The 14,704-nt window shown below is 62.4% G+C and carries 13 protein-coding genes; 7 read left to right on the forward strand and 6 right to left on the reverse strand.

From position 1 onward, the window contains the following. The first annotated feature begins 144 nt into the window (after positions 1-144). On the forward strand, positions 145-1,308 hold the full coding sequence (gene nosP, locus KGA98_RS09080) for a nitric oxide-sensing protein NosP (RefSeq protein ID WP_090454961.1): 1,164 nt from the start codon (positions 145-147) through the stop codon (positions 1,306-1,308). Further along, positions 1,238-3,871 (forward strand): hybrid sensor histidine kinase/response regulator NahK/ErcS', encoded by a 2,634-nt coding sequence (gene nahK, locus KGA98_RS09085; RefSeq protein WP_150814567.1) that lies wholly within the window; start codon positions 1,238-1,240, stop codon positions 3,869-3,871. Before nosP ends, nahK begins: the two co-directional genes overlap by 71 nt. A gap of 141 nt (positions 3,872-4,012) precedes the next feature. Here nahK and KGA98_RS09090 read toward each other — a convergent pair whose 3' ends face one another. From KGA98_RS09090 to KGA98_RS09115, 6 genes are all read right to left on the reverse strand, one after another. Continuing rightward, a complete protein-coding gene (locus KGA98_RS09090) occupies positions 4,013-4,678 on the reverse strand; it encodes a response regulator transcription factor (protein WP_154860163.1) in 666 nt (221 codons plus the stop codon). 56 nt (positions 4,679-4,734) lie between these two features. Next, positions 4,735-5,292 carry a PQQ-dependent catabolism-associated CXXCW motif protein gene (locus KGA98_RS09095; RefSeq protein WP_223502129.1) on the reverse strand — a complete coding sequence of 186 codons (558 nt, stop codon included), beginning with the start codon at positions 5,290-5,292 and terminating at the stop codon, positions 4,735-4,737. Positions 5,293-5,515: 223 nt separating this feature from the next. Continuing rightward, positions 5,516-6,307 carry an ABC transporter permease gene (locus KGA98_RS09100; protein ID WP_057715202.1) on the reverse strand — a complete coding sequence of 264 codons (792 nt, stop codon included), beginning with the start codon at positions 6,305-6,307 and terminating at the stop codon, positions 5,516-5,518. After that, on the reverse strand, positions 6,304-7,035 hold the full coding sequence (locus tag KGA98_RS09105; RefSeq protein WP_223502130.1) for an ABC transporter ATP-binding protein: 732 nt from the start codon (positions 7,033-7,035) through the stop codon (positions 6,304-6,306). The genes KGA98_RS09100 and KGA98_RS09105 overlap by 4 nt, the downstream gene beginning before the upstream one ends. Then, positions 7,032-7,991 carry a YVTN family beta-propeller repeat protein gene (locus tag KGA98_RS09110; RefSeq protein ID WP_090454965.1) on the reverse strand — a complete coding sequence of 320 codons (960 nt, stop codon included), beginning with the start codon at positions 7,989-7,991 and terminating at the stop codon, positions 7,032-7,034. The genes KGA98_RS09105 and KGA98_RS09110 overlap by 4 nt, the downstream gene beginning before the upstream one ends. Positions 7,992-8,021: 30 nt before the next feature. Next, positions 8,022-9,206: an ABC transporter substrate-binding protein gene (locus tag KGA98_RS09115; protein WP_223502131.1), complete on the reverse strand. Its 1,185-nt coding sequence runs from the start codon at positions 9,204-9,206 to the stop codon at positions 8,022-8,024. A gap of 210 nt (positions 9,207-9,416) precedes the next feature. On the opposite strand from KGA98_RS09115, the gene pedF reads away from it, so the two are divergent. The 5 genes from pedF (at position 9,417) to KGA98_RS09140 (ending at position 14,535) form a co-directional block, all read left to right on the forward strand. Further along, positions 9,417-9,878 carry a cytochrome c-550 PedF gene (gene pedF / locus KGA98_RS09120; protein WP_154908896.1) on the forward strand — a complete coding sequence of 154 codons (462 nt, stop codon included), beginning with the start codon at positions 9,417-9,419 and terminating at the stop codon, positions 9,876-9,878. Between the two features lie 3 nt (positions 9,879-9,881). Continuing rightward, positions 9,882-10,757: a substrate-binding periplasmic protein gene (locus KGA98_RS09125; RefSeq protein ID WP_223502132.1), complete on the forward strand. Its 876-nt coding sequence runs from the start codon at positions 9,882-9,884 to the stop codon at positions 10,755-10,757. A 10-nt stretch (positions 10,758-10,767) separates the two neighbouring features. Then, a complete protein-coding gene (locus tag KGA98_RS09130; RefSeq protein ID WP_223502133.1) occupies positions 10,768-11,529 on the forward strand; it encodes a quinoprotein dehydrogenase-associated SoxYZ-like carrier in 762 nt (253 codons plus the stop codon). Between the two features lie 16 nt (positions 11,530-11,545). Next, entirely contained in the window at positions 11,546-12,484 is a 939-nt protein-coding gene (locus KGA98_RS09135; protein ID WP_223502134.1) for a quinoprotein relay system zinc metallohydrolase 1, read from the forward strand. Positions 12,485-12,759: 275 nt separating this feature from the next. Then, positions 12,760-14,535 carry a PQQ-dependent methanol/ethanol family dehydrogenase gene (locus KGA98_RS09140; RefSeq protein WP_057715194.1) on the forward strand — a complete coding sequence of 592 codons (1,776 nt, stop codon included), beginning with the start codon at positions 12,760-12,762 and terminating at the stop codon, positions 14,533-14,535. Positions 14,536-14,704: the final 169 nt, after the last annotated feature.

The following is a 14,704-nucleotide window of genomic DNA, read 5'->3' on the forward strand; positions in this document are numbered from 1 at the left end:
TGGCCCTGGCCGTGCGCATCGCGGCGAGGGTCGCCAACCGTCTCATCCCATCGAAGTGGCTACCCGCTACCCAAGTAGCATTCGTCGCACCTCACAGACTTCGTACACTCGTGCCTCATACACACGCACCTGCCGGAGGTGACGATGCAGTCGGTCCAGAACGAAGGAATCGTCAGTGCGATGTCCCAGGCCACCGATGCCCGGCAGGTCGCGCAGGAACTGGCACGACAGTTGTTACACCCGCACCTGGGGTTCGTGCTGTTCTTCTGTTCCGCCGAGTACGACTTGCAGGCGCTGGGGCAGGCCTTGCAGCAAAGCTTCGGCGGCATTCGCCTGGCGGGCTGCACCAGCGCCGGGGAAATCACCCCGCTGGGCTACGGACGCAATTGCGTGACGGCGGTGGGTTTCGATCATCGGCACTTTTCCATCGCGATCGAGCTGATCGACCAGATGGAGCACTTCAGCCTGATCGACGCCCAGCAAATGGTCGAGCGCCTGGTCAGTGGCTGTCGCAGCAACACCCTGGCCCCGATCAAGGGCAACAGCTTTGCCCTGACCTTGCTCGATGGCCTGTCCAGCCGTGAAGAAATGGTCCTGGCGGCCTTGAGCGCGGCATTGGGCGACATTCCGCATTTCGGCGGCTCGGCCGGCGACGATAACTACCTGACCCATACCCATGTGTACTTCGATGGCGAGTTCCACAGCGGCGCGGCCGTGGTGGTGCTGGTCAATACCTGGCTGGATTTCGAAGTGTTCACCACCCACCACGTGCTGCCCCGCGCCGAAAAGCTGGTGGTCACCGGGGCCGACAGCACTTTGCGCCGGGTCTTTGAACTCAATGCCGAGCCAGCCGCCGCCGAGTACGCCCGGCACATCGGCGTGCCGGTGGCGCAACTCGATCACCGGGTCTTCGCCGCGCACCCGTTGGCAGTGCGGATCAATCAGCAGTACTACGTGCGGGCCATCCAGCAGGTGCATCCGGACCTGAGCCTGAGCTTCTACTGCGCCGTGGAAAACGGCATCGTCCTCACCGCCATGACTCCGGGGCCGATGCTGCCGAACCTGCAAAGCCTGTTCGAGGGTTTGCAGGAGCGCCTGGGTGATTTGCTGCTGACCATCGGTTGCGACTGTTTCCTGCGGCGTCTGGAACTCGAAGACGACGGTAGTCTTGATCAGATCGGCACGTTTTTGCGTGAGCAACGGGTGATGGGTTTCAACACCTACGGAGAACAGTTCAATGGCATGCACATCAACCAGACCTTCACCGGCGTTGCCATTGCCCGTGGCCGTGCCCCAGGACATCGCTGAGCTGCAGGCCGAGCTGGCCAGGCTGCGCCTGGAAAACCATAAACTGCAGCGCATCAATGGCGCGCTGATCGAACGGGTCGAGTCCGGGGTGACCCGCGGCAACGATCCGTACGCGGCATTCCAGCATTCGGTGGTGCTGGCCGAGCAGGTGCGCGAACGCACCGATGCCCTGAACCAGGCCATGGCCGAACTCAAGGCCGGTAATCATTTGCTCAGCGAAGCCCGCCTGCGCGCGGAAACGGCGCATCAACACCTGATCGATGCCATTGAAAGCATTTCCGACGCCTTCGTCCTGTTCGACGCCGAGCAGCGCATCGTGCTGTTCAACAGTCGGTTCAAGGCGTTCTGGAGCAACAGCCGGGTGCGGATCAATGCCGGCATGCGCCTGACCGAGGTCAAGCGGCTGATGATGAACAACGGCCTGTTCACCGAAGAGCCACGCGGGCATGCCGACGAAAACCTGCTTTACCGCCTGCAGAACGGGCGCTGGCTGCAAGTCAGCGAGCGGCCGACCCAGGAAGGGGGGCGGGTGATTCTGTTCACCGACATTACCGACGTCAAACTCAGCGAAACCGTACGCCGGGAGCAGGCGGTGGCGCAGAAGTCGCATCTGCTTCAACGGGCGGTCGACAATCTGTCCCAAGGGGTGGCGATGGTCAGCGCCGAGGGCATTCTGGAGTTGTGGAACCGGCGTTTCCTGGAGTTGAGCGGCCTGGCGCCCGTGGCGGCCCATCGCCCGTTTGCCGAAGTAATCGCCGACAGCGAGTTGAACCTGCTGACCCCGGCCAGTCGCGATGGCAACGGACGACCGGTACGCGAATGCGAACAGCGCCTGTACGATGGCCGGGTCCTGGAAATCCGCACCCATGCGTTGCCCGCCGGCGGCTTCGTCAACACCTTCACCGACATTACCGAACGCTATCAGCACGCCGAGGCGCTGAGTGAAAGCGAGCACTGGATTCGCCTGATCACCGATCACGTACCTGCATTGATTGCCTACCTCAATGCCGATCTGGTCTACGAGTTCACCAACAAGGTCTACGAAGAGTGGTACTGCTGGCCCCGCGGCGTGATGCTCGGCCAGAGCCTGCGCGAAGTGCACAGCGAACAGCATTACCAGCGGCTGGAGTCCTACGTGGCCAGGGCGCTGGCGGGCGAGAGCGTGACGTTCGAATTCGCCGAAACCAACGTCAACAATCAGGAGCGCTACATGCTGCGCTCCTATGTGCCCAACCGTCTGGCCAGTGGCGAGGTGGTGGGGATTTTCGTGCTGATCCGCGACATTACCGAACGCCGGCGCACCGCCGAGGCGTTGCATCAGGCTTATCAGAACCTTGAGCTGCGGGTACGCGAGCGCACGGCGGAATTGACTACCCTCAATGACCAACTGCTGCGCGAGATCGATGAGCGTCGCCTGGTCGAGTCACGCTTGCGCGAGGCCAAGCAGGAAGCCGAGCAGGCCAACCTGTCGAAGACCAAGTTCCTCGCCGCCGTCAGCCATGACCTGCTGCAACCGTTGAATGCCGCTCGACTGTTTACCAGTGCCTTGCTGGAGCGGCGCGAACCGATGTCCAGCGAAGTTCTGGTGCGCAACGTGAGCAATTCCCTGGAAGACGTGGAGAACCTGCTCGGCACCCTGGTGGATATTTCCAAGCTCGATGCGGGGGTGATCAAAGCCGACATTGCGCCGTTCGCCCTCAGTGAACTGCTGGACAACCTGGCCGCCGAATACACCCAGGTGGCGCGCAGTGAAGGCCTGCAACTGCACTTCATCGGCTGTTCGGCGCTGGTGCGCAGTGACATCCAGCTGCTCGCCCGGATTCTGCGCAACCTGCTGAGCAATGCGATCCGCTATACCTACAGTGGTCGCGTGGTGCTCGGTTGCCGGCGGCATCATCAGTGCCTGACGATCGAAGTCTGGGACAGCGGCATGGGCATTGCCGAGCATCGCCTGGAGGAGATTTTCCAGGAGTTCAAGCGCGGTGATGTGCAGCGACCCGATCAGGATCGCGGCCTGGGCCTGGGCCTGGCGATTGTCGAGAAGATTGCCGGCATCCTCGGGCATCGCATTCATGTGCGCTCGTGGCCGGGCCGGGGTTCGATGTTCTCGGTCGAAGTACCGTTGAGCGCCACCGCGCCGAAACCGCCGCCGACGTTGCAGATGAGCGAGCCGATGCTTGAGCGCCTGCGCGGTGCGCGGATATGGGTGCTGGACAATGACGCGACCATCTGTGCCGGCATGCGCACCTTGCTGGAGGGGTGGGGGTGTCGGGTGGTGACGGCGCTCTCGGAGGAGGACCTGGCGCGGCAAGTGGACAACTACCACGCCGAGGCCGACCTGCTGATTGCCGATTACCACCTGGACAACGATCGCAACGGTGTCGACGCCGTGGCCCGGATCAATGCCCGGCGCGCGTCACCGGTCCCGGCGATGATGATCACGGCCAACTACAGCAATGAACTCAAGCAGCAGATCCGCGAACTCGGCCACACCCTGATGCACAAGCCGGTGCGGCCGATGAAGCTGAAGACGGCGATGAGTCATTTGCTCGGCAGGCCTTGATTTTCTGGGTGTCGGTGCTGGCCTCTTCGCGAGCAAGCCCGCTCCCACATTTGATCCTCATCAAACACAGATTTTGTGTACGACGCAGGTCCAGTGTGGGAGCGGGCTTGCTCGCGAAGGGCGCGCCGCGGTCTCTCTGACTCAACGCCGCAGATAAGACCCGAAATCAATATCCCCGGCACTCAGGATCGCCTGCACCCGGTTGTGCACGTTGAGCTTGCGCAGGATCGCCGAGACATGGGCCTTGACCGTGGTCTCGGCGATTTCCAGGGTGTAGGCGATCTGCTTGTTCGATTCGCCCTTGGTCATGCGTTCCAGCACCTGCAGTTGTTTGCGGGTCAGGGCCTGGAGCAGTTCGGGCGGGAAGCCCGGGGTGTCGTTCATCCGCCGGTGGGTGCTGCTTTTTGCGGTGCGGATGATGTCCGGGGGCAGGTAGACATTGCCATTGAGAATCTGCTGGATGGCATCGGTCATCTGGGTACGGGGTGAAGACTTGGTGATGAAACCCACCGCACCGTAGGTGATGGCTTGCAGCACGATCTGTTTGTCCTGCTCGGCGGAGACAATCACCACCGGAATGGTCGGCGCTTCGTTACGCAGATTGATCAGGCCATTGAGCCCGTGCATGCCGGGCATGTTCAGGTCGAGCAGGATCAGGTCCAGGTCATCGTGTTCCTGGGTCAGCGCCAGGGCGCTGTCCAGGTCGGCAGTTTCCATCACTTCGCTGCCGGCAAAACCGTCGCTGATGACGTTGTGAATGGCTTCGCGAAACAGCGGGTGATCGTCGGCAATCAGGATTTTGTACATGGCCTTTCACCTCATTATTTTGATTATGGTGTGGCAACAACACGCACGCGTAAAGCTCAGGGAAAGGGGGCGGGCTTTGCTGGCGAAACCGGCAGATTGGCCGCTTGCCAGGCGTCCAGGCCATCGCGATACCAATACAGAGTCTTATAGCCCATGGTGGCTGCGCGTTTGACCGCATTCCAGCTCAACCAGCAGTCGGAGCGGCAGTAGAAGACCAGCGGTCGCGTCGGGTCGCCGCCAGTCAGTGATTTCAGGTTCCGGGAAAAGTAATCCTGCCAAGCGGGCGTCAGGTCACCGTCGCCGGTATTGGCCAGCCAATGGCTGCCGGGCAGGTTTTCATGGGGCTGGTCTTCGATGAACTGCCCTTGCAGCCACTGACGGCGGTAGACATCGATCAGCACCGGGCGCGGGGTTTGGCCGAGCAGGGTTTGCAGGGCGGGGGTGTCGATGATGGTTGCGCCTTGCAGTTGTTCCGGCGTCGGGCTGCGGTACAGGCCGATGCGATAGCCGTCGGTGGAGAACAGCGCCGTGTCGGCCTGCGCGGTGCTCAGCAGCAGGCCCAGCGACAGGGCGGCGAGAGTAGGGCGCAACAGGCAACGTCGGGCTCGCGGCATGGGTTCGGTCCTTATAGTTATGGACCTATTACATGCCAGTCGGGGGGCGTTGGGAATGCGACGATAGACAGGGAAACCAGTACTAAAGTAGTAATTCTCCCTGTTCAATGAAGATCCCCCTGTGGGAGCGGGCTTGCTCGCGAAAGCGTTGTATCAGTCGACTTATTTATTGAATTTGCCGCCGCCTTCGCGAGCAAGCCCGCTCCCACCGGGGATTGTGGTGTTAGCTGGCTTTGCGCAAGGCAGCATGCTGCGGGTTGAAGGTCAGCACGGCGAGCAGCGCGAACAGCAGCGTCAAACCCGCACACACCGCCAGCGCCAGCGGATTGAAGCGTTCATACAGGGCGAAGCGCACCAGTTCCACCGCATGGGTAAAGGGATTCACCGCGCACAGCCAATACAGCCACTGGCTGGCCTCGCGCATCTTCCACAGCGGATACAGCGCCGATGACAGGAAAAACAGCGGGAAGATCACGAAATTCATCACCCCGGCAAAGTTCTCCAGCTGGCGGATCGCGTTCGACAGCAACAGGCCCAGTGCGCTGAGCATCAACGCCACCAGCAACAGGGCCGGCAACGCCAGCAACAGGCCCATGGCCGGTGGCCGCACGCCGTAGACCCAGGCAATCGCCAGGAACGCATACACCTGCAACAACGAAATCAGCGACGTGGCCACCAGTTTGCTGCACAGCAGAAAGGTTCGGGGCAGGGGGCTGGTCAGCAGCACGCGCATGCTGCCCATCTCGCGGTCGTAGACCATCGACAGTGACCCCTGCATGCCGTTGAACAACAGGATCATGCAGGCCAGCCCGGGAATGATGTAGACCTCGTACGGTATGTAGGTGTCGTAGGGCTCGATGATCGCGATCCCCAGTGCCGCGCGAAAACCGGCGGCGAACACCAGCAGCCACAGCAGCGGCCGCACCAGGGCGCTCAGAAAGCGGGTGCGTTGCAGCACAAAGCGCAGCCATTCGCGCAGCACGATACCGCGCAAGCATTGCCAGTAAGCGTTCATTGGACAACCCCTGATGTCGTAAGGCGAGTGAAGGCCGAGCCGAGATCGCCGCCGTGCTCCAGGCTCAGGGCGTCGGCCTGCCCACTGGCCACCAACCGACCTTGATGCAGAATCAACAAGTCATCCCTGGGCTGTACTTCGTCGAGCAGGTGGGTGGTCCAGAGCACGCTGATGTGCTCCTCGCGACACAGGCTGCGGATGTGCCGGTTGAGCGCCAGGCGACTCGCCGGGTCGAGGCCGACACTGGCTTCATCGAGCAGCAGCAGGCGCGGCTCATGTAACAGGGCGCGGGCAATTTCCACCCGGCGACGATGGCCGCCATTGAGTTCGCGCACCCGTTCGCGGCGACGGTCGGTCAGGGCCTGACGGGCCAGTTCGGCGTCGACCCGAAGGTCGGTCTGACGCCGGGACAGGCCATGCAATGCCGCGTGATAACGCAGGTTCTGCTCGACGCTGAGGTCCAGGTCCAGGGTGCTTTGCTGGAACACCACGCCCAATTGCCTGAGTGCAGGGCGTGCCGCGCTGCGCAATGAACAGCCACCGACGCGGATTTCGCCTTGCTGCAGATCATAGAGCCGGGTCAGCAGGGCAATCAGGGTCGACTTGCCGGCGCCGTTGGGCCCCAGCAGCGCGGCGAAACGCCCGGGTTCCAGGCTGAAACTCACCTTGCGCAAGGCCTCCCGGGAGCCGTAGGCAAAGCTCAGGTCGCTGACTTCAAGGGCGTTCATGGCGTCACCACCACGCCCCAGGGATAGCGCCCGACCTTCACCGATTTACTGACCTTGAGGCTGTCGACATCGATCACCGAGACATCGCCGCTGACGCCGTTGGTGGCCAGCAGTTGCTTCTGATCCGGGGTGAACGCCATCTGCCAGACCCGTCGACCCACCAGCAGGTAATCGAGAATCTCGAAAGTCTTGGCATCGATCACCGCCACATGATTGGCCGGGCCCAGTGCGACGAAACCGTACTTGCCATCGGCGCTGAGCTTGATGCCGACCGGCTGGACCTTGTCCGGGTGCACGCCCTTGATCTGGAAGTTAAGGGTCTTGAGCACGGTGCGGCTGGCCACATCGAGAATGGTCACGGTGCCGCCGATTTCCGCCGAGGCCCAGAGCTTCGCGCCATCGGGGGAGAACTCGACGAAGCGCGGGCGCTGGTCCACCAGGGTGCTGTCGGCCAGGGTCTGGGTGCTGGTGTCGATCCAGTGCAGCATGTTGGTGGTTTCGCTGGTGTTGACCGCCCACTTGCCGTCGGGGCTGACGGCCATACCCTCGGGCTCGACGCCGACGTTGATCTGGCCGAGTACCTTGGAGGTCTCGGTGTCGATCACCGTGACCAGCGCATCGTCTTCGTTGGAGACGTACAACCAGCGATTGTTGGGGTGCAGGGCGAATTGTTCAGGGTCTTTGCCCGAGGGCAGTTCCTTGATGATCTTGCGCGTGGCCACGTCCATCACCTGGACCCGGTCCGAGTCGCTGGCGCAGATGTACAACAGCTTGTTGTCATGGGACAGCAGCAGGCCGCGGGGGCGCTGGCCGACGGGCAGGGTGTCGGTGACTTGCAGGGTCTGCATGTCGATCAGGCTCAGGTTGTTGTCCTTTTCGTTGGAGACCCAGGCAGTGCTGGCAACGGCATTGCCAGCGGCGAGCAGCAAGGTGCAAGAGAGCAGGGTGCGGCGCATGGCGGATTCCTTGTTGTTGTGATGTTCGGATCAGGGAAAGCGGCAGCTGACCTCGGGCTTGTCGTAACCCAGGCTGTCCATCTCGTTGAACGGGTGCAAAAAGCCGTCCTGGGGTGAGGTGCTGACCAGCGCCCGGGGCTGGACAATGGGAATCGGCTGGCGCAACTGGCCGTTCCACGACCGGTAGCTGAGCTTGCGACCCTTGAAACCGTCGAGCGGCAACTGATCGCTGATTTCAAGCGTACGGATCGCCATTGGCTCGGCCTGGCGCAGTTTGCTCACAGCGCTGGCGATACTGCGCACGGCCATCCATGCCGCGAAATCGCGGTCATTCATCCAGCGTCCGGTCAGGGCTTCAAAGCGTTTTTGCAGCTGCGCGGCGCCGTAGGTTTCCACGGTCTTGTGCCAGCCCACCGGGGTCAGGCCCTGGGTGCCGGCGACCGGGCGCGGGTACCAGGTCTGGTAGGGCACGTATTCGCCGAAGTCGCCGCGTTCATCGGCCACCAGCACCACGTCGTACTCGGTGGTCTGGGTGAACAGCGGCATGTCGGCCTGGGCGCTGCGGCGTTGGTCGTTATCGAAGCTCCAGGGTTTTTCCGCCACCAGTTGCAAGCCGAAGCGCTTGGCCGCGCGGCGCAGGGCGGCGGCATAGGCTTGATCGTCCGGGGTCGGGCCGACAATCAGCAGCGCCCGCTGCCATTTGCGCAACACCAGAAACTGCGCCAGCGCATCGGCGAGCATCGCCCGGCTCGGCAAGGTGTGCAGCACGTTCGGCAGGCAATCGCTGGTGCGCAGGCTGTCGTCGGGGCTGCCGGCGTTGAACAGCAGACTATCTGGCAGTGCCGCACTCAATTGGCGCAGGCTGGTCGCGGGGGCATTCACCACAAACAGGCGCAGGCCCTGTTCATGCTGCACCTTTGCCGCTTCGAGCAAGGCCTCGGGGCTGTCGACACTGGCGCTGACCAGGCTGTAGCCGTGGTTGAGAAAACGCCCGGTGCTGTTGCTGTCGGTGATCGCCAGTTCGGCGCCGCGCAGCCCGGCATCGGTGGGCTCGGGGATGACGTTCGACAGCAACGGGCCGGCGTCGGGGCGATAACCCAGGTAGCCGATTCGCACCTGCAGGGGTGCATCGGCGGCCTGACTCTGGGTGGCCAGGCCGGCGGCGCAGGCAATCGCCAGCAGGTAGATCAGGGCGTAAGGGATGAGCTGGCGCATAGGGCACTCCATTACAGGTAGCGCCAGCATAGGAAGCCCGTGAAGCTGAGGAAATATGCAGAAAGTACCGGTGGTGTCCATCCAGCGCCTTACTACCAAGGGACTAGGTAGCGACCACCAAAGCAGCATGGGGGCTGTGCGCAGGGCTTTCTAAGATGGCTGCCATAGCCTCTGCCAAGAGGTTTTGCGTGCAATCCAGAGGGCATAACAATGACAACAAAACGCAACGCCTTGCTCGTGACCGGGCTATTGGCCGGTTTGATCAGTGCAGGTTCCGTCTGGGCCCACGGCAATGTGGTGCCACAGGCTGTCGCCACCCAAGGCTTGACCCCGATCAAGGACGCCGGGGTGCAGCTCGATGCCGATGGCTGGGCCGCGGTGAACCCGTATCGCACCGCCCCGGAACACGACAAGGCAGTGGAAATCGGCGCCTCGGCCTATACCCAGAACTGCGCGGCCTGTCATGGCCTGGAAGCCAAGTCCGGCGGTATCGCCCCCGACTTGCGCATGCTCGATGTCGGCGAGGCGGGCGATGAATGGTTCGCCGAACGGGTGCGCCATGGCGCGGTGCGCGACGGTCGGGTGTACATGCCGAAGATGGCCGACTACCTGAGCCAGGAAGCCCTGTGGGCGGTGCGTACCTATCTGGACACTGTGCGCGTCGAGGAGTGACCCATGCGCCTGCTCGCGGTGTTGATCAGCGCGCTGTGGCTGTGCTGCCAGGCGGCGCAGGCGCAGGTTCGCAACTACGACGAAATGATCGCCGCCGGGGAGCTGAAGGTGGCGGTCTACAAGGACTTCGCCCCCTACAGCTTTGAACGCGCTGGAAAGCCCCAGGGGGTCGATGTTGAACTCGCCGAGGCCTTGGCCAAGGCACTCGGTGTGCGTCTGTCGCTGATCTGGGCACCGGCCGGGGAAAAACTCGATGACGACCTGCGCGACTACATCTGGCGTGCCAGTGCCTTGCACAACCAGCAACTGGCCGACCTGATGATGCGCGTGCCCTACGACCGTGACTATGCGCAGAAGCGTAATGAGTTCGGTGAACTGGAAAATGGCCATGTGGTGATGTTCGGTCCGTACCAGAACGAACAATGGCAGGTGGCCTATGACCGCCGAAGGCTGGACAAGGTCGCCAGCGTCGCGGTGTTCGAGCATCACCCGATTGGTGTCGAAGTCGACAGCGTGCCCTCGTTCTACCTGACCTCGGTGTTCAACGGCATGCTCGCTGGCAAGACCCATCACTATTCAGGCGTACCCCAGGCGTTTGCCGCGATGAAGGCCGGTGAGGTCGACGCGGTGATGGCCATGCGCGGCGAAATCGACTGGCAGGTGCACGAAGCGGCCGACCCGCAGCTGGCGCTGGCAGAAAATGCCTACCCGAACATGGGCAAGCAGCTCTGGGAAATCGGCATGGCGGTGCACGAAAGCAATCGTCAACTGGCCTATGCCGTGGAAGAGGCGTTGGAAGCGCTGATCCGCGACGGTTCGGTGAAGACCATCTACGGCCATTACGGCCTGCGTTACGACGTGCCCGAGATGTATCAATAAGGAGCAGGCGATGAAATGGCGAGGGAGTTGTCTGTTGGCCTGCTGGTTGAGCCTGGCTGCACAGGCTGACGCTATCGATCCGGGCAAAGATCCGGTGCCATCGGTGATGTGGGCCTTCTACCATCAGCAGTTTCTGGGCAATGCGCCGTTCGTGTTCGATGAGCGGGTCAAGCTGCTGGCGCCGCCGTTTGCCGAAGATGCCCGGCAGGTGCCGCTGGAAATCGATGCCCGGGCGTTCAATGGCGAGGTGGTGAAAATCCTCGCCTGGGCAGAGCTGAATCCGTTGCCGAAAATCGTCGACTTCCAGCCGCTGAATTCGGTTCTGCCGTGGCTGTCTTTGCGCATTCGCATCGAACAGGCGACGCCCTTGCGCGCGGCGGTGTTGACCCGCGACGGCGTGTGGCATGTCGGCTCGACCCTGATTGACGCCGCGGGTGGCGGTTGCACCGCCCCGAGCGTGGTGCGGACTCAACCGGGCTGGGAGGAGCGCATCGGCGAAGTGCTCGGCGGGCGCTATCCCCGGGACGGGTTCAGCCGTTTGCGTATGCAGGTGGCCCATCCCATGGACAACGGCATGGTCAGCGGCATTCCGGAATTTTTCATCAACCATGCCGAACTGCGCGACCGCAACGAGCAAGTGCTGGCCCGGCTGGAGCTGTTCCCCGCGGTCAGCGAAAACCCCAACCTGGCCTTCGACATCGAAGGGGCAGGGCAAACGCGCCTGCTGCTACGGGACAACAGCGGCAATGAGTTCGATGCGTCGATCCCCTGACCCTAAGGAGCGTGGCATGCGCTGGATCCTGTTGATGGTGTTAAGCCTCAGTCTGCCGGCCCTGGCCGAACTCGAGTACTCGCTCAAGCCCCGGCGGATCGCCCAGGACACCTGGTTACTGGAAGGCAGCACCGATAATTTCGCCAAGGCCAACGGCGGCAACATCGTCAACACCGCGTTTATCGTCACTGAACGCGGTGTGGTGGTGATCGACACCGGGCCGTCCAGGCGTTACGGCGAAGCGATGCGCAAGGCCATTGCCGCCACCACCGACAAGCCGGTGATCGAGGTCTTGCTGACCCATCACCACCCGGACCATGTGCTGGGTAATCAAGCCTTCACCGACGTGCCAATCGGCGCCTTGGCCGGCACCAGCGAGCTGTTGCACCAGCAAGGCGATGCCATGGCGGAGAATATGTACCGGATGGTCGGCGACTGGATGCGTGGCACCGAAGTGGTGCTGGCGACTCAGGCGCTGACACCCGGCGTGAAAAGTTTTGGGAATCACGATTTGCGCTTGCTGAGCCTGGGTGGGCATACGGGCGCGGATCTGGCTATTCTCGACCAGCAAACCGGCGTGCTGTTTGCCGGGGATCTGGTGTTTTATCAGCGGGCGCTGACAACGCCCAACAGTCCCGGGCTGTCGGTGTGGCTGGCGGACATCGCGACCCTGCGAGGCTTGCCCTGGACGCAGGTCGTGCCGGGCCATGGGCCGGTGTCGAGCGATCCACAACCCTTCGAGCAGATGCGCGATTACCTGACCTGGCTCGATCAGCTCATGCGCGACGGCGCGGCCAATGGCAGTGATATGGCCGAGATGATCCGCAGCCCCATCCCCGAACGCTTCGCCGGGATCAACCTGAGTCGTTATGAACTGATCCGCAGCGTCAGTCATCTGTACCCGCGCTATGAGCGAGGGCAGATGACCCGGGTGGATTCCGCCGCAAATAACTGACCCACCCTGATCTAATGTGGGAGCGGGCTTGCTCGCGAAAGCGGAGTGTCAGTCGACATAAAAGGTGACTGACACGGCCCCTTCGCGAGCAAGCCCGCTCCCACAGGGGATCTATGTCTGGCACAAAGTTCGCTGCTCATCTCCTCCGACCCTGTACCAAGGAACTAGAAAACTCCACATTGCGGGCAATTGTTGCCAGGGCAGCGGCGCTCAAGAATCTGCACCAGACCGGGAAAATTTTCCGGAAATAACAAAAATCCGCAGAGGAAGCCGTCATGACCCAACCCGCACGTCGCCAGTCCTTCGTCCTGAGCCTGCTGCTCAGTGCCATGCTGTTGTCCGGCCAGGCATTGGCCGGGGTTTCCGACCAGGACATTCTCCAGGACCCGAAGAACCCGGAACAGGTCGTGACCAACGGCCTCGGCGTTCAAGGGCAGCGCTACAGCCCGCTGGATATTCTCAATGTCGACAACGTCAAGGAGCTGCGCCCGGCGTGGGCGTTTTCCTTCGGCGGAGAAAAACAGCGTGGCCAGCAAGCGCAGCCGATGGTCAAGGACGGCGTGATGTATATGACCGGCTCCTACTCCCGGGTATTCGCCGTGGATGCGCGCACCGGCAAGAAACTCTGGCAATACGATGCGCGCCTGCCCGATGACATCCGCCCTTGCTGCGACGTGATCAACCGTGGTGTCGCGCTGTATGGCGACCTGGTGATTTTCGGCACCCTCGACGCCAAGCTCGTGGCGCTGAACAAGGACACCGGCAAGGTGGTGTGGAGCAAGAAAGTCGCCGACCACAAGGAAGGCTACTCAATCAGCGCCGCGCCGCTGGTGATCAACGGCAAGCTGATTACCGGCGTGGCCGGTGGCGAGTTTGGCGTGGTGGGCAAGATCGAGGCCTACGACCCGAAAAACGGTGATCTGCTGTGGACCCGGCCAACGGTCGAAGGCCATATGGGCTACGTCTACAAGGACGGCAAAGCGGTTGAAAACGGCATCTCCGGCGGCGAGGCGGGCAAGACCTGGCCAGGCGATCTCTGGAAAACCGGTGGCGCGGCCCCTTGGCTTGGCGGTTACTACGACCCCGAAACCAACCTGCTGTTGTTCGGTACCGGCAACCCGGCGCCGTGGAACTCGCACCTGCGCCCTGGCGACAACCTCTACTCCTCGTCGCGCCTGGCGCTCAACCCGGACGACGGCACCATCAAGTGGCACTTCCAGAGCACGCCCCACGATGGTTGGGACTACGACGGCGTGAACGAGCTGGTGTCCTTCAACTACAGCGAAGGGGGCAAGGAGATCAAGGCGGCGGCCACTGCCGACCGTAACGGTTTCTTCTACGTGCTGGACCGCACCAACGGCAAATTCATCCGTGGTTTCCCGTTCGTGGACAAGATCACCTGGGCCACCGGCCTGGATAAGAACGGCCGGCCGATCTACAACGAAGCCAGCCGTCCCGGTGCCCCGGGTTCCGAAGCCAAGGGCAGTTCGGTCTTCGTGGCGCCGGCGTTCCTCGGCGCGAAAAACTGGATGCCGATGGCCTACAACAAAGACACCGGGCTGTTCTATGTGCCGTCCAACGAATGGGGCATGGACATCTGGAACGAAGGCATCGCCTACAAGAAAGGCGCGGCGTTCCTCGGCGCCGGCTTCACCATCAAGCCGTTGAACGAAGACTACATCGGCGTGCTGCGGGCCATCGATCCGAAAACCGGCAAGGAAGTCTGGCGCCACAAGAACTACGCGCCGCTGTGGGGCGGGGTGCTGACCACCAAGGGCAACCTGGTGTTCACCGGCACGCCTGAAGGCTTCCTGCAGGCCTTCAACGCCAAGACCGGCGAAAAGGTCTGGGAATTCCAGACCGGCTCCGGCGTGCTTGGCTCGCCCGTGACCTGGGAAATGGACGGCGAACAGTACGTCTCGGTGCTCTCCGGCTGGGGCGGCGCGGTACCGCTGTGGGGCGGCGAAGTGGCCAAGCGGGTGAAGGACTTCAACCAGGGCGGCATGCTCTGGACCTTCAAGCTGCCCAAGGATCTGGTAGCCAAGCACTAACCCCCGAACCCACCGCATAACCCCCTGTGGGAGCGGGCTTGCTCGCGAAAGCGGTGTGTCATTCAACAGGTTTTTTGGCTGACACGACGCCTTCGCGAGCAAGCCCGCTCCCACATTGGAATGTGTGAAACCTACGACCAAATAACGAGAGCCCCTCCTGCCAACGATG

The organism is Pseudomonas sp. BF-R-24 (assembly GCF_019947335.1).
GTDB lineage: Bacteria > Pseudomonadota > Gammaproteobacteria > Pseudomonadales > Pseudomonadaceae > Aquipseudomonas > Aquipseudomonas jessenii.

What these genes read in the sequence shown, in the direction of transcription:
- nahK (WP_150814567.1), top strand. Translation starts at nt 1,238, where the DNA reads ATGGCATGCACATCAACCAGACCTTCACCGGCGTTGCCATTGCCCGTG.
- pedF (WP_154908896.1), top strand. Translation starts at nt 9,417, where the DNA reads ATGACAACAAAACGCAACGCCTTGCTCGTGACCGGGCTATTGGCCGGT.
- KGA98_RS09125 (WP_223502132.1), top strand. Translation starts at nt 9,882, where the DNA reads ATGCGCCTGCTCGCGGTGTTGATCAGCGCGCTGTGGCTGTGCTGCCAG.
- KGA98_RS09110 (WP_090454965.1), bottom strand. Translation starts at nt 7,991, where the DNA reads ATGCGCCGCACCCTGCTCTCTTGCACCTTGCTGCTCGCCGCTGGCAAT.
- KGA98_RS09115 (WP_223502131.1), bottom strand. Translation starts at nt 9,206, where the DNA reads ATGCGCCAGCTCATCCCTTACGCCCTGATCTACCTGCTGGCGATTGCC.
- KGA98_RS09135 (WP_223502134.1), top strand. Translation starts at nt 11,546, where the DNA reads ATGCGCTGGATCCTGTTGATGGTGTTAAGCCTCAGTCTGCCGGCCCTG.
- KGA98_RS09095 (WP_223502129.1), bottom strand. Translation starts at nt 5,292, where the DNA reads ATGCCGCGAGCCCGACGTTGCCTGTTGCGCCCTACTCTCGCCGCCCTG.
- nosP (WP_090454961.1), top strand. Translation starts at nt 145, where the DNA reads ATGCAGTCGGTCCAGAACGAAGGAATCGTCAGTGCGATGTCCCAGGCC.
- KGA98_RS09090 (WP_154860163.1), bottom strand. Translation starts at nt 4,678, where the DNA reads ATGTACAAAATCCTGATTGCCGACGATCACCCGCTGTTTCGCGAAGCC.
- KGA98_RS09140 (WP_057715194.1), top strand. Translation starts at nt 12,760, where the DNA reads ATGACCCAACCCGCACGTCGCCAGTCCTTCGTCCTGAGCCTGCTGCTC.
- KGA98_RS09130 (WP_223502133.1), top strand. Translation starts at nt 10,768, where the DNA reads ATGAAATGGCGAGGGAGTTGTCTGTTGGCCTGCTGGTTGAGCCTGGCT.
- KGA98_RS09100 (WP_057715202.1), bottom strand. Translation starts at nt 6,307, where the DNA reads ATGAACGCTTACTGGCAATGCTTGCGCGGTATCGTGCTGCGCGAATGG.
- KGA98_RS09105 (WP_223502130.1), bottom strand. Translation starts at nt 7,035, where the DNA reads ATGAACGCCCTTGAAGTCAGCGACCTGAGCTTTGCCTACGGCTCCCGG.